The 13199-nt window shown below is 57.3% G+C and carries 8 protein-coding genes, 2 tRNA genes and 3 rRNA genes; 9 read left to right on the top strand and 4 right to left on the bottom strand.

Going from position 1 to position 13199, the window contains the following annotated elements; translation table 11 throughout:
- Positions 1 to 25: 25 nt before the first annotated feature.
- A complete protein-coding gene (gene coq7, locus ACYRGX_RS00895; protein WP_473054737.1) occupies positions 26 to 676 on the bottom strand; it encodes a 2-polyprenyl-3-methyl-6-methoxy-1,4-benzoquinone monooxygenase in 651 nt (216 codons plus the stop codon).
- Between the two features lie 83 nt (positions 677 to 759).
- Positions 760 to 1185 (bottom strand): protoporphyrinogen oxidase HemJ, encoded by a 426-nt coding sequence (gene hemJ, locus ACYRGX_RS00890; RefSeq protein ID WP_473054736.1) that lies wholly within the window; start codon positions 1183 to 1185, stop codon positions 760 to 762.
- A 224-nt stretch (positions 1186 to 1409) separates the two neighbouring features.
- Between hemJ and erpA the strand changes: the two genes are divergently transcribed.
- Positions 1410 to 1760: an iron-sulfur cluster insertion protein ErpA gene (gene erpA / locus ACYRGX_RS00885; protein WP_473056606.1), complete on the top strand. Its 351-nt coding sequence runs from the start codon at positions 1410 to 1412 to the stop codon at positions 1758 to 1760.
- A gap of 39 nt (positions 1761 to 1799) precedes the next feature.
- On the opposite strand, the gene ACYRGX_RS00880 is transcribed toward erpA, so the two are convergent.
- Together ACYRGX_RS00880 and ACYRGX_RS00875 are read right to left on the bottom strand one after the other, a co-directional pair.
- The gene (locus tag ACYRGX_RS00880) at positions 1800 to 2888 is read right to left on the bottom strand and encodes an anhydro-N-acetylmuramic acid kinase (RefSeq protein WP_473054735.1); all 1089 of its coding nucleotides are present in this window, start codon (positions 2886 to 2888) and stop codon (positions 1800 to 1802) included.
- Entirely contained in the window at positions 2888 to 4294 is a 1407-nt protein-coding gene (locus tag ACYRGX_RS00875; RefSeq protein ID WP_473054734.1) for a peptidoglycan DD-metalloendopeptidase family protein, read from the bottom strand. Before ACYRGX_RS00875 ends, ACYRGX_RS00880 begins: the two co-directional genes overlap by 1 nt.
- A gap of 187 nt (positions 4295 to 4481) precedes the next feature.
- Between ACYRGX_RS00875 and tyrS the strand changes: the two genes are divergently transcribed.
- The 8 genes from tyrS to ACYRGX_RS00835 all read left to right on the top strand — a co-directional run bounded on the left by tyrS (position 4482) and on the right by ACYRGX_RS00835 (position 13198).
- Positions 4482 to 5681, top strand: coding sequence for a tyrosine--tRNA ligase (tyrS, locus tag ACYRGX_RS00870; RefSeq protein ID WP_473054733.1), 1200 nt, complete (start codon positions 4482 to 4484; stop codon positions 5679 to 5681).
- A gap of 500 nt (positions 5682 to 6181) precedes the next feature.
- Positions 6182 to 7718: ribosomal RNA gene (locus ACYRGX_RS00865) — 16S ribosomal RNA — on the top strand.
- A gap of 95 nt (positions 7719 to 7813) precedes the next feature.
- Positions 7814 to 7890 (top strand) — tRNA-Ile (locus ACYRGX_RS00860).
- Positions 7891 to 7896: 6 nt separating this feature from the next.
- Positions 7897 to 7972 (top strand) — tRNA-Ala (locus tag ACYRGX_RS00855).
- A gap of 250 nt (positions 7973 to 8222) precedes the next feature.
- Positions 8223 to 11113: ribosomal RNA gene (locus tag ACYRGX_RS00850) — 23S ribosomal RNA — on the top strand.
- 146 nt (positions 11114 to 11259) lie between these two features.
- Positions 11260 to 11375: ribosomal RNA gene (gene rrf / locus ACYRGX_RS00845) — 5S ribosomal RNA — on the top strand.
- Together the 16S, 23S and 5S rRNA genes with 2 tRNA genes alongside form the textbook arrangement of a ribosomal RNA operon.
- A gap of 135 nt (positions 11376 to 11510) precedes the next feature.
- On the top strand, positions 11511 to 12458 hold the full coding sequence (birA, locus tag ACYRGX_RS00840) for a bifunctional biotin--[acetyl-CoA-carboxylase] ligase/biotin operon repressor BirA (RefSeq protein ID WP_473054732.1): 948 nt from the start codon (positions 11511 to 11513) through the stop codon (positions 12456 to 12458).
- Positions 12455 to 13198, top strand: coding sequence for a pantothenate kinase (locus tag ACYRGX_RS00835; RefSeq protein ID WP_473054731.1), 744 nt, complete (start codon positions 12455 to 12457; stop codon positions 13196 to 13198). Before birA ends, ACYRGX_RS00835 begins: the two co-directional genes overlap by 4 nt.
- Position 13199 lies beyond the last annotated feature (1 nt).

Genomic DNA, 13199 nt, shown 5'->3' with positions numbered 1-13199 from the left:
TGAGGGCGCCCTTCTTCGTCGTGCGTCAGATGCGGTAGGTGGTCTTGGTCATTACCTTGGAGAGTAGCGTCATGCCGAATTTGACCGGTGCTGGGAAGCGTATGCCTCCTGCGGACAGGGCGTTGGTCGAGTGCTGCTCTTCATCGACGCGCATCTGTTCGAGAATCGCCCGGGAGCGCTGGTCGGCTTCCGGTATCTGCTCCAGGTGGGCGTCGAGGTGCTTGCATACCTGGTCCTCGGTGGCGGCCACGAAGCCCAGGCTGACGCGATCGCTGATGGCGCCGGCGAGCGCACCGATGCCAAAGGACATGCCATAGAACAACGGGTTCAGCACACTGGTGTGGCTACCCAGCTCACGAATGCGCTGCTCGCACCAGGCCAGATGATCGATTTCCTCTTCGGCCGCGTGCTCCATCGCCTGGCGGATCTCGGGAAGCTTGGCGGTGAGCGCTTGCCCCTGGTAAAGCCCTTGCGCGCAGACCTCGCCGGTATGGTTGATGCGCATCAGGCCGGCGACGTGGCGGCCTTGTGCTTCGTCCAGCTCCGCCGACTCCTTGAGCAACGCCGGGGATGGCCGGTGTGGCTGGCCACTGAACGGCAAGAGGGTGCGCAAGGCGGTATTGGCCTGAAGAAGTAGGCGATCCAGCGGTGTGTAATGACGGCTGGTCTCGGGCATGGGGTTCTCCGACAGCAGGATGACGCGGCAGTTTAACGCAGTTGGCCGGGGCGCTCGTGGGACACGTAGGCGCATGTACGGGCTCAGAACGGCTTGACCACCACCAGTATCACGATGACCAAGAGAAACAGCACCGGGACTTCGTTGAACCAGCGAAAGTAGACGTGGCTGCGACCGTTCTCGCCTCGGGCGAAGCGTTTGATCTGGGCGCCACAGACATGGTGGTAACCGATCAGGAAGGCGACCAGCAGTAGCTTGACGTGCAGCCAGCCCATCTTCAGCCAGGCGGGGTTGAGGTAGAGCATCCAGGCGCCAAGGACCAGCACGAGGATCATCGAGGGACCCATGATGCCGCGGTACAGCTTGCGCTCCATCACGCAGAAGCGCTCGCGGCTGGGGGCGTCGTCGCTCATGGCGTGGTAAACGAACAGCCGCGGCAGATAGAAGAGACCGGCGAACCAGCAGACCACCGCGATGATGTGGAAGGCCTTGATCCAGAGGTAAAGCATGCGCGTGCTTCCAGTGCAGGTTGATCTGGCATGTTAAGGCAGCCTTGAACGCTCGTCACCGGGGCGCTTGGCCGCTGCAATAGGCCCGCCGTATCATGGGGCATCGTGCGCGCCTCGCCTGTCGAGGAATACGGCGTCAGTTTCTTTCGCTAAAGTTGACTGAATTTGTCGGGAAAGCGGATAATGAGCCGCTTGGATGACGGCCTTCGGCCGGGAGATACATGATGACTGTCGAAAGCTTCACCCCTTCTGCCATGCAGTTCACCCCGGGTGCGGCCAGCAAGGTTAAGACGCTGATCGATGAGGAAGGCAACCCGCGGCTGAAATTGCGCGTCTTCGTCACCGGTGGTGGTTGCTCCGGCTTCCAGTACGGCTTCACGTTCGATGAGGAGGTGGCGGAAGACGACACCATCGTCGAGCGCGAGGGCGTGAGTCTGGTCGTGGATCCGATGAGTTTCCAGTACCTGGCCGGTGCGGAAGTTGACTATCAAGAGGGGCTCGAGGGCTCTCGCTTCGTCATCAACAACCCCAATGCCTCCACCACCTGTGGTTGCGGTCAGTCGTTCTCGATCTGACCATGCCGGCCTTTTCGGAGCGCCGCATGAGGTGGCGCTTCAGGCGGGGTAGATAGCGCCGAGAATTCGTGGTCCTTGTGCGCCGGTAACCTCTGGCCGATTGCCTGGCAAGCCCTCCAGGCAGCAGTGCGCCAGCCAGGCGAAGGCCATCGCCTCCATCCAGTCTGCTGAAATGCCACACTCGTCCGTCGTGCGCACGCGGATGCCCGGTAGTCGTTCGCCGAGGCGCCTGAGTAGAGCACCGTTGTGCGCACCTCCACCACAGACCAATAGCTCTTGTGCCGCATGCCCGGAAGCGAGCAGTGCATCGCTGACAGAGGCTGCAGTAAGCTCCAACAGCGTGCGCTGTACGTTCTCTGCGGGAATCTGCCGGGTGCCGAGCTTGTCCAGCAGCCAGGCTTCATTGAAGGTTTCCCGGCCTGTGCTCTTGGGCCCTTGCAAGGCGAAGAAGGGATCGCTCAGCAGTTCGTGCAGCAATGCTTCGTCCAGTGTTCCGCTTTCGCTCCAGGCGCCGTTCGCGTCATAGCTCTGGCCCAGGCTACGGGCGATCCAGATGTCCAAGAGTACGTTTCCCGGGCCGCAGTCGAACCCGCGAACCGGACCGCTGCCCACCAGACTCAGGTTGCTGAAGCCGCCCAAGTTCAGAATCGCCCGGGGGGTGCCGTCCGCGCCGAACAGGCTGTCGTGGAAGGCGGGAACCAATGGTGCGCCCTGACCTCCGGCAGCGACGTCACGACGACGGAAGTCAGCCACGACGCTGATGCCGGTCAGTTCCGCAAGCAATGCCGGGTTGCCGATTTGCACGGTGAAGCCGCGTGCCGGTTCGTGGCGTACCGTCTGCCCGTGGCTGCCGATGGCGCGTATGTCCCTGGCGTGCAGTTGCTGGTTGTGCAGGAGCTGCTGGATGCCTTCTGCGGCGAGGGCTGCCCAGCGATTCTCTGCCAGTGCGGCGCGTGCGAGCTCGTCCTCACCGCTGCTGCACAGTGCGAGCAGGTCCTGACGAAGATCATCGGGCATCAGAGTGTAGTGGGAGGCGAGCAGGCGAGTCCGGTTGGATTCCTGCTCGATCAGGGCGATGTCCAGTCCGTCCAGGCTGGTACCGGACATCACCCCGAGGTAACGTGGCATCAGCGCTTGTTCATCGCCACGAGCGTCGCCTTTTCCTGATCAAGGCGTGCCATGAGCGGCTGGCTGATCTGCATGAAGCGTTTCTTCTCGCTGGCGGCAATGGGGTCTGCCATCGGCAGCTTCACGCCGAGCGGATCGACATGCTGGCCGTTGATGCGGAACTCGTAATGCAGGTGAGGGCCCGTGGCGAGGCCGGTCATCCCGACATAGCCGATGATCTGGCCCTGTTTCACATTGCTTCCGGCACGAATGCCCTTGGCGATCCGGCTCATGTGTCCGTAGAGGGTGGAATAGCGCTGGCCGTGCTTGATCACCACGGCGTTGCCGTAACCGCCCTTGCGCCCAGCTTCGACGATGCGGCCGTCCCCGGCCGCCTTGATCGGCGTTCCGGTAGGTGCTGCGTAGTCGACGCCTTTGTGTGCGCGAATCTTGTTCAGCACCGGGTGGCGTCGGCCCATGGAGAAGCGCGAACTGATGCGCGAGAACTCCACCGGAGTGCGGATGAATGCGCGGCGCATACTGTTGCCATCAGCGGTGTAGTAGTTGGTCGTACCACCCTTGCTGGTGTAGCGAACCGCCGTGTGGGTCTTGCCGTTGTTGACGAAGCGTGCGGCGAGAATGTTGCCAGCCCCGACGCGCTTGCCGTCGTGGTACTTGTCCTCGTAGATCACCTCGAACTCATCGCCTTCGCGAATCTCGCGCGCGAAGTCGATGTCGTAGCCGAAGATATTGGCCAGTTCCATCGTCAGGTTGTGCGAGAGGCCTGCACGTTGCGCGGCGAGGAACAGAGAGCTATCGATCACGCCGTGGGCATAGCTGTTGCGTACCTCTGGGGTCGCTTCTTCACGGCTGAACTGGTAGCTGCCGTCATCCTGGCGCGCCAGGCTGATGGTTACCAGCTTGCCTTCACGGGTGGACAGATGGAGCAGTTCGCCTTCCGGAGAAAGGTCGAAGTCGAGCTGCTGGCCCACTCTCAATTGGCTGAACTGACGTGCTTCCTTGTTGCCGTCGAGCAACTGGTGCAGCAGCGCGGCAGACAGTCCGACTTTGGCGAACAGGGTAGAGAGCGTGTCTCCGTCGCTGACCACGATGCTCTTCAGCGAGTCGGAAGAGGGTTCGCCCCCCTGTGCGTCGGCGTCGGTTCCCGCGACTGCGGCGGCCTCAGGCGCATCGATCTCGGCGAACGGCGTCTCCTGATCGGCCTCGGGGGCTTGGGTCAGTTCGTCGGGTTGTTGGATCGTGGCTTGCGAGCCACTGTCCATTTCAAGGTCCAGATAGGTTCTTTTGGCCTCCACCTCACGGGTGGGAAAGACCAGCAGCGCCAGGCTGAGCAGCGCTGCGACACCACTGGCGGCCAAAATATGGCTCTTCGGGTATAGCAAGCCTCGGGGAGCGGGGGTCGTCATGGCGGGCGTTGGCTTTTGGGGCTACGAATAACTGCCTAAAATATAATCAAAAAAAGCAACAGGCAACCCTGAATGCCCCATTCCGGGGCTTATGCGTCGGGCGGTCGCGCCGAGCGGCAAATTTGTTTTTACCGGCTGATCTTGTATGGTTGCGTTCCTTCGTAAACCTGGGTAGACGAGTGCGGCCATGAAGTCGGTGGAAGAGCAACTGGCGCTGATCAAGCGCGGGGCGGAAGAGGTGCTGGTAGAGACCGAGTTGGTGGAGAAGCTCAAACGTGGGCAGCCACTGCGCATCAAGGCGGGTTTTGACCCGACTGCGCCCGACCTGCACCTGGGGCATACGGTGCTTATCAATAAGCTGCGTCAATTCCAGCAGCTAGGGCATCAGGTCATCTTCCTCATTGGCGACTTCACCGGGATGATCGGCGACCCCAGTGGCAAGAGCGCCACGCGCCCGCCACTTACCCGCGATCAGGTCCTCGAGAATGCGGAGACCTACAAGTCGCAGGTCTTCAAGATCCTCGATCCGGCGTTGACGGAGGTGGCCTTCAACTCCAGTTGGATGGACGCTCTGTCACCGGCCGACTTCATTCGCCTGGCTTCGCAGTACACCGTTGCCCGGATGCTCGAGCGTGACGACTTCGACAAGCGCTATAACAGCAATCAGCCCATCGCCATCCATGAGTTCCTTTATCCGCTGGTGCAGGGGTATGACTCCGTTGCCCTGCATGCCGACGTCGAACTGGGCGGCACTGACCAGAAATTCAACCTGCTGATGGGGCGCGAGTTGCAGCGCGCGTACGGTCAGGAGTCGCAGTGCATCGTTACCATGCCCCTGCTCGAGGGGTTGGACGGCGTGAAGAAGATGTCCAAATCGCTGGGTAACTATATAGGCATCCAGGAAGCGCCCGGGGTCATGTACAACAAGTTGGTCTCGATGCCTGACTCGTTGATGTGGCGCTACTTCGAGTTGCTCAGCTTCCGTGACATGGCGGAGATCGACGGTTTCCGCCGTGATGTGGAGCTGGGTGCCAATCCTCGAGACATCAAGATCAAATTGGCTGAAGAGATCGTGGCGCGCTTCCATGGGGAAGAGGCTGCGGCCAGCGCTCACCGCTCCGCTGGCAACCGCATGCGTGACGGCGAGCTGCCTGAGGACCTGCCGGAAGTCGAATTGGCTTCGGCGGAGGCGCTGCCTATCGCTGCGGTACTCAACCGTGCGGGCTTGGCGAAGAACTCCGCCGCGGCCCGTGACCTGCTCAATGCGGGTTCGGTGAAGATCGACGGAGAGGTGGTCGATCGCGAATTTCTTTTCGAGGTCGGTTCCATGCATGTCTGCCAGGCTGGCAAGAAGGCCTTTGCGCGGATTTCCCTGGTGGCCGAGTAAAAACCTCCAAAAAGCGCTTGACCGGAATTGGAAAGGCTATAGAATGCGCACCACTTCCGGCGCAGTCGTCACCGAAAAGGCCTTGAGAATCAAGGGGTTAGCGGTTAAGAAGGTGCGAGAATGGCGGTGCTGCCGTCAGGCTCGAAGCGCTGGAAGGAGGAGGAAAAAGGAGTTGACAGCGAGATTGCTCGCTGTAAAATTCGCCTCCCGCTTAACGAGGTTCTCCGAACACGGTAAGCGCCAAGCGGTTGAGTAGAAAAGAAATTTTCGAAAAGTTGCTTGACAGATTGAAAGGCTGCTGTAGAATGCGCGGCCTCGGTTGAGACGAAAGCCTGACCGAAACGCTCTTTAACAAGTTGAATCAAGCAATTCGTGTGGGTGCTTGTGGATTAAGACTGAGATCGCAAGATTATCAGCATCACAAGCAACACTCGTGAATTCGAGAGTTTTTTGCGATTGCTGAGCCAAGTTTAGGGTTTTCTCAAAACCCGATCAGTATTGAACTGAAGAGTTTGATCATGGCTCAGATTGAACGCTGGCGGCAGGCCTAACACATGCAAGTCGAGCGGATGAAGGGAGCTTGCTCCTGGATTCAGCGGCGGACGGGTGAGTAATGCCTAGGAATCTGCCTGGTAGTGGGGGATAACGTTCCGAAAGGAACGCTAATACCGCATACGTCCTACGGGAGAAAGTGGGGGATCTTCGGACCTCACGCTATCAGATGAGCCTAGGTCGGATTAGCTAGTAGGTGAGGTAATGGCTCACCTAGGCGACGATCCGTAACTGGTCTGAGAGGATGATCAGTCACACTGGAACTGAGACACGGTCCAGACTCCTACGGGAGGCAGCAGTGGGGAATATTGGACAATGGGCGAAAGCCTGATCCAGCCATGCCGCGTGTGTGAAGAAGGTCTTCGGATTGTAAAGCACTTTAAGTTGGGAGGAAGGGTTGTAGATTAATACTCTGCAATTTTGACGTTACCAACAGAATAAGCACCGGCTAACTTCGTGCCAGCAGCCGCGGTAATACGAAGGGTGCAAGCGTTAATCGGAATTACTGGGCGTAAAGCGCGCGTAGGCGGTTTGTTAAGTTGAAGGTGAAATCCCCGGGCTCAACCTGGGAACTGCCTCCAAAACTGGCTGACTAGAGTGTGGTAGAGGGTGGTGGAATTTCCTGTGTAGCGGTGAAATGCGTAGATATAGGAAGGAACACCAGTGGCGAAGGCGACCACCTGGACCAACACTGACGCTGAGGTGCGAAAGCGTGGGGAGCAAACAGGATTAGATACCCTGGTAGTCCACGCCGTAAACGATGTCGACTAGCCGTTGGGGTCCTTGAGACTTTAGTGGCGCAGCTAACGCATTAAGTCGACCGCCTGGGGAGTACGGCCGCAAGGTTAAAACTCAAATGAATTGACGGGGGCCCGCACAAGCGGTGGAGCATGTGGTTTAATTCGAAGCAACGCGAAGAACCTTACCTGGCCTTGACATGCTGAGAACTTTCCAGAGATGGATTGGTGCCTTCGGGAGCTCAGACACAGGTGCTGCATGGCTGTCGTCAGCTCGTGTCGTGAGATGTTGGGTTAAGTCCCGTAACGAGCGCAACCCTTGTCCTTAGTTACCAGCACGTTATGGTGGGCACTCTAAGGAGACTGCCGGTGACAAACCGGAGGAAGGTGGGGATGACGTCAAGTCATCATGGCCCTTACGGCCAGGGCTACACACGTGCTACAATGGTCGGTACAAAGGGTTGCCAAGCCGCGAGGTGGAGCCAATCCCATAAAACCGATCGTAGTCCGGATCGCAGTCTGCAACTCGACTGCGTGAAGTCGGAATCGCTAGTAATCGTGAATCAGAATGTCACGGTGAATACGTTCCCGGGCCTTGTACACACCGCCCGTCACACCATGGGAGTGGGTTGCTCCAGAAGTAGCTAGTCTAACCTTCGGGGGGACGGTTACCACGGAGTGATTCATGACTGGGGTGAAGTCGTAACAAGGTAGCCGTAGGGGAACCTGCGGCTGGATCACCTCCTTAATCGACAGATCTCCCTTGCCATAAGCACCCACACGAATTGCTTGATTCACTGACGAAGAAGCGATTGGGTTGATAGACCCGAGCGGTAAACGATTGGGTCTGTAGCTCAGTTGGTTAGAGCGCACCCCTGATAAGGGTGAGGTCGGCAGTTCGAATCTGCCCAGACCCACCAATCGATGGGGCCATAGCTCAGCTGGGAGAGCGCCTGCTTTGCACGCAGGAGGTCAGGAGTTCGATCCTCCTTGGCTCCACCATTTACCACGATTGCTTCGAAAGCTCAGAACTGAGCGCTTTTCCTGAAGAGGGAAGGGTGTTGAGTTCTGGACTTTGCGCCAGAACTGTTCTTTAAAAATTCGGGTTTGTGATAGAAGTGACTGTTTGATTGTTTTCACTGCAATCGAACAGCTCAAGGTAAAATTTGCGAGTTCAAGCGCGAATTTTCGGCGAATGTCGTCTTCACCGCCATACCGAGCGTGCCGAGAGGCAGATTGCTTGGGGTTATATGGTCAAGTGAAGAAGCGCATACGGTGGATGCCTTGGCAGTCAGAGGCGATGAAAGACGTGGTAGCCTGCGAAAAGCTTCGGGGAGTCGGCAAACAGACTTTGATCCGGAGATATCTGAATGGGGAAACCCACCGATCATAAGATCGGTATCTTACACTGAATACATAGGTGTAAGAGGCGAACCAGGGGAACTGAAACATCTAAGTACCCTGAGGAAAAGAAATCAACCGAGATTCCCTTAGTAGTGGCGAGCGAACGGGGACCAGCCCTTAAGCTTCTTGGATTTTAGTCGAACGCTCTGGAAAGTGCGGCCATAGTGGGTGATAGCCCCGTAGACGAAAGGGTCCTTGAAGTGAAAACGAGTAGGACGGCGCACGTGAAACGTTGTCTGAAGATGGGGGGACCATCCTCCAAGGCTAAATACTACTGACTGACCGATAGTGAACCAGTACCGTGAGGGAAAGGCGAAAAGAACCCCGGAGAGGGGAGTGAAATAGAACCTGAAACCGTATGCGTACAAGCAGTGGGAGCCTACTTTGTTAGGTGACTGCGTACCTTTTGTATAATGGGTCAGCGACTTATATTCAGTGGCGAGCTTAACCGTATAGGGGAGGCGTAGCGAAAGCGAGTCTTAATAGGGCGTTTAGTCGCTGGGTATAGACCCGAAACCGGGCGATCTATCCATGAGCAGGTTGAAGGTTAGGTAACACTGACTGGAGGACCGAACCGACTCCCGTTGAAAAGGTAGCGGATGACTTGTGGATCGGAGTGAAAGGCTAATCAAGCTCGGAGATAGCTGGTTCTCCTCGAAAGCTATTTAGGTAGCGCCTCGTGTATCACTGCTGGGGGTAGAGCACTGTTTCGGCTAGGGGGTCATCCCGACTTACCAAACCGATGCAAACTCCGAATACCGGCAAGTGCGAGCACGGGAGACACACGGCGGGTGCTAACGTCCGTCGTGAAAAGGGAAACAACCCAGACCGTCAGCTAAGGTCCCAAAATCCTGGTTAAGTGGGAAACGATGTGGGAAGGCTCAGACAGCTAGGAGGTTGGCTTAGAAGCAGCCATCCTTTAAAGAAAGCGTAATAGCTCACTAGTCGAGTCGGCCTGCGCGGAAGATGTAACGGGGCTCAAACCAGGTACCGAAGCTACGGGTTCATCCTCTGGATGAGCGGTAGAGGAGCGTTCTGTAAGCCTGTGAAGGTGAGTTGAGAAGCTTGCTGGAGGTATCAGAAGTGCGAATGCTGACATGAGTAACGACAATGGGTGTGAAAAACACCCACGCCGAAAGACCAAGGGTTCCTGCGCAACGTTAATCGACGCAGGGTGAGTCGGCCCCTAAGGCGAGGCAGAAATGCGTAGTCGATGGGAAACGGGTCAATATTCCCGTACTTCTAGTTACTGCGATGGGGGGACGGAGAAGGCTAGGCCAGCACGGCGTTGGTTGTCCGTGTTTAAGGTAGTAGGCTGAGATCTTAGGTAAATCCGGGATCTTAAGGCCGAGAACTGATGACGAGTGCTCTTTAGAGCGCGAAGTGGTTGATGCCCTGCTTCCAGGAAAAGCCTCTAAGCTTCAGGTAACTAGGAACCGTACCCCAAACCGACACAGGTGGTCGGGTAGAGAATACCAAGGCGCTTGAGAGAACTCGGGTGAAGGAACTAGGCAAAATGGCACCGTAACTTCGGGAGAAGGTGCGCCGGTGAGGGTGAAGGGTTTACCCCGTAAGCTCATGCCGGTCGAAGATACCAGGCCGCTGCGACTGTTTATTAAAAACACAGCACTCTGCAAACACGAAAGTGGACGTATAGGGTGTGACGCCTGCCCGGTGCCGGAAGGTTAATTGATGGGGTTAGCGCAAGCGAAGCTCTTGATCGAAGCCCCGGTAAACGGCGGCCGTAACTATAACGGTCCTAAGGTAGCGAAATTCCTTGTCGGGTAAGTTCCGACCTGCACGAATGGCGTAACGATGGCGGCGCTGTCTCCACCCGAGACTCAGTGAAATTGAAATCGCTGTGAAGATGCAGTGTATCCGCGGCTAGACGGAAAGACCCCGTGAACCTTTACTGTAGCTTTGCACTGGACTTTGAGCCTGCTTGTGTAGGATAGGTGGGAGGCTTTGAAACGTGGACGCTAGTCTGCGTGGAGCCATCCTTGAAATACCACCCTGGCATGCTTGAGGTTCTAACTCTGCTCCGTTATCCGGAGCGAGGACAGTGTATGGTGGGCAGTTTGACTGGGGCGGTCTCCTCCTAAAGAGTAACGGAGGAGTACGAAGGTGCGCTCAGACCGGTCGGAAATCGGTCGCAGAGTATAAAGGCAAAAGCGCGCTTGACTGCGAGACAGACACGTCGAGCAGGTACGAAAGTAGGTCTTAGTGATCCGGTGGTTCTGTATGGAAGGGCCATCGCTCAACGGATAAAAGGTACTCCGGGGATAACAGGCTGATACCGCCCAAGAGTTCATATCGACGGCGGTGTTTGGCACCTCGATGTCGGCTCATCACATCCTGGGGCTGAAGCCGGTCCCAAGGGTATGGCTGTTCGCCATTTAAAGTGGTACGCGAGCTGGGTTTAGAACGTCGTGAGACAGTTCGGTCCCTATCTGCCGTGGACGTTTGAGATTTGAGAGGGGCTGACCTTAGTACGAGAGGACCGGGTTGGACGAACCTCTGGTGTTCCGGTTGTCACGCCAGTGGCATTGCCGGGTAGCTATGTTCGGAAGAGATAACCGCTGAAAGCATCTAAGCGGGAAACTTGCCTCAAGATGAGATCTCACTGGAGCCTCGAGCTCCCTAAAGGGCCGTCGGAGACTACGACGTTGATAGGCAGGGTGTGTAAGCGTTGTGAGGCGTTGAGCTAACCTGTACTAATTGCCCGTGAGGCTTGACCATATAACACCCAAACAATCTGTGGCCTAGCTGCAGAGGGTGATGGTGAAGTCGATGTGAACCGAAAGTTCACGCATGAATTCGCAAAAAAGCACTATCACAAACCCGTTTTGGGGTCGCGTCTAAACCACGATACCCCAACCCCATTGCTTGACGACCATAGAGTGTTGGAACCACCTGATCCCATCCCGAACTCAGTAGTGAAACGACATATCGCCGATGGTAGTGTGGAGCTTCTCCATGTGAGAGTAGGTCATCGTCAAGCTTCTATTCCGCCAAACCCCAGCCTGAGCAATCAGGCTGGGGTTTGGTCTTTTCGGCGGCAGAAAAGTCCCCGGTACTTCCTTTGCAAGGTCTGCTTGCGTGGCTATGATGCGTCCCTTCCTTGAGAGAGGCCTCCATGCGTTCATTGCTTGAGCTGCTGCAGGACGGCTCGTTCCACTCCGGCGAGGCGCTAGGTGCTGCGCTGGGCGTCAGTCGCGCTGCGGTGTGGAAGCGTTTGCAGAACTTGCAGCGTGACTATGGCCTGATTGTCCATCGTGTCCCTGGCAAGGGTTATCGACTCGCCGAACCTGTCGACCTTTTGGATCCCGTTCTGATCGCCACGGAAACAGGGTTGGTTGGACGTGTATTCACCTACGACGAAATTGATTCGACCAACAGTCAGGCTTCTCGGTTATTGCGGGAGAGCGGTGGCGAGCCTTTGCTGGTCTTGGCCGAGCAACAGACGCAGGGGCGCGGTCGTCGGGGTCGGTCCTGGATTAGCCCTTTTGCCAAGAATCTGTATTTCTCTCTGGCCTGGCCGCTGCCTTTCGGTCTGCAAGGTTTGGACGGGCTGAGTCTGGTCGTGGGTCTTGCTGTTCGCGACTTGTTGCTGGGAGAGGGTGTTTCGGCAGGCCTCAAATGGCCGAATGATGTTCTGGTGGCCGAACGCAAGATCAGTGGTGTCTTGTTGGAGTTGCTTGGAGATCCGGCGGATAGCTGCCAGGTCGTGATTGGTGTCGGGATCAATGTAAACATGCGAGACGAGACCGCCATCGATAGGCCCTGGACTTCCCTGCGCATGGAGACGGGGCGGATTTGCGACCGTAATCGCCTGTGCGTGAGCTTTTACCACTTGTTGACAGGCTACTTGCGACGTTTGGCTGCCGAAGGATTCCTCGCGCTGCGTGCCGAGTGGGAGCGTGCTCATCTATGGCAGGGGCGCGATGTTACCCTTAGTGGTGCTGCGCAACCGGTATATGGAAAGGTCCTGGGCGTGGATGAGCGTGGTGCGCTGAGGTTGCAGGTTGAAGGACGTGAGCAGGTATTCAGCGGAGGAGAAATCAGTTTGAGGCTGCAGGCATGATTCTCGAATTGGACTGTGGTAACAGCCTGCTCAAATGGCGAGTTGTCTCTGAGTCTGCGCTGCAGGTGGCGGCGGGTTTGGCCTCCTCCGATGAAGCGTTACTCGAGGATGTCCTGCGCACTGGTTTGCAGATCGATGCGTGTCGCTTGGTAAGCGTGCGCAGTGACGAGGAAACCGCCCGTCTTTGCCGGCTGCTGGCCGAGGCTTTTTCGGTAGTCCCCCTTTGTGCTCAGCCTGCCCTTTCGCTAGGTGGCGTGCGCAATGGTTATGAAGACTATCGGCGACTGGGCCTGGATCGCTGGTTGGCGTTGGTGGGTGCTTATAGCGTGCGCCGTCGAGCTTGTCTCGTCATCGATCTGGGGACGGCGGTAACGTGCGATTTCGTAAGTGCTGATGGGGTGCACTTGGGAGGCTATATCTGTCCGGGGATGCCGCTGATGCGTAGTGAGCTGCGAACTCATACGCGACGTATTCGCTACGACGACACGGCTGCCGAACGCGCGTTGCATGACACCCGTCCGGGCGTTACCACGGTTCAGGCGGTGGAGCGTGGGTGCTTGCTGATGCTGCGGGGATTCGTCGAGGGTCAGTGGGCATTGGCGGAAGCGCATCTCGGGGATGTGTTCGATGTTTACCTGACGGGAGGGGATGCGGATTTGGTGACGGCGCATTTGCCCGAAGTCCAGGTAGTGCCGGACCTTGTGTTCAGAGGGTTGGCATTGGCTTGCCCGTTGGAGTAAG

This window comes from Pseudomonas sp. R4-15 (genome assembly GCF_055768815.1).
The sequence above is the reverse complement of the archived record's forward strand: the minus strand, read 5'-3'. Positions and strand labels throughout refer to the sequence as shown.

What these genes read in the sequence shown, in the direction of transcription:
- ACYRGX_RS00875 (WP_473054734.1), bottom strand. Translation starts at nt 4,294, where the DNA reads ATGACGACCCCCGCTCCCCGAGGCTTGCTATACCCGAAGAGCCATATT.
- erpA (WP_473056606.1), top strand. Translation starts at nt 1,410, where the DNA reads ATGACTGTCGAAAGCTTCACCCCTTCTGCCATGCAGTTCACCCCGGGT.
- hemJ (WP_473054736.1), bottom strand. Translation starts at nt 1,185, where the DNA reads ATGCTTTACCTCTGGATCAAGGCCTTCCACATCATCGCGGTGGTCTGC.
- birA (WP_473054732.1), top strand. Translation starts at nt 11,511, where the DNA reads ATGCGTTCATTGCTTGAGCTGCTGCAGGACGGCTCGTTCCACTCCGGC.
- coq7 (WP_473054737.1), bottom strand. Translation starts at nt 676, where the DNA reads ATGCCCGAGACCAGCCGTCATTACACACCGCTGGATCGCCTACTTCTT.
- ACYRGX_RS00835 (WP_473054731.1), top strand. Translation starts at nt 12,455, where the DNA reads ATGATTCTCGAATTGGACTGTGGTAACAGCCTGCTCAAATGGCGAGTT.
- ACYRGX_RS00880 (WP_473054735.1), bottom strand. Translation starts at nt 2,888, where the DNA reads ATGCCACGTTACCTCGGGGTGATGTCCGGTACCAGCCTGGACGGACTG.
- tyrS (WP_473054733.1), top strand. Translation starts at nt 4,482, where the DNA reads ATGAAGTCGGTGGAAGAGCAACTGGCGCTGATCAAGCGCGGGGCGGAA.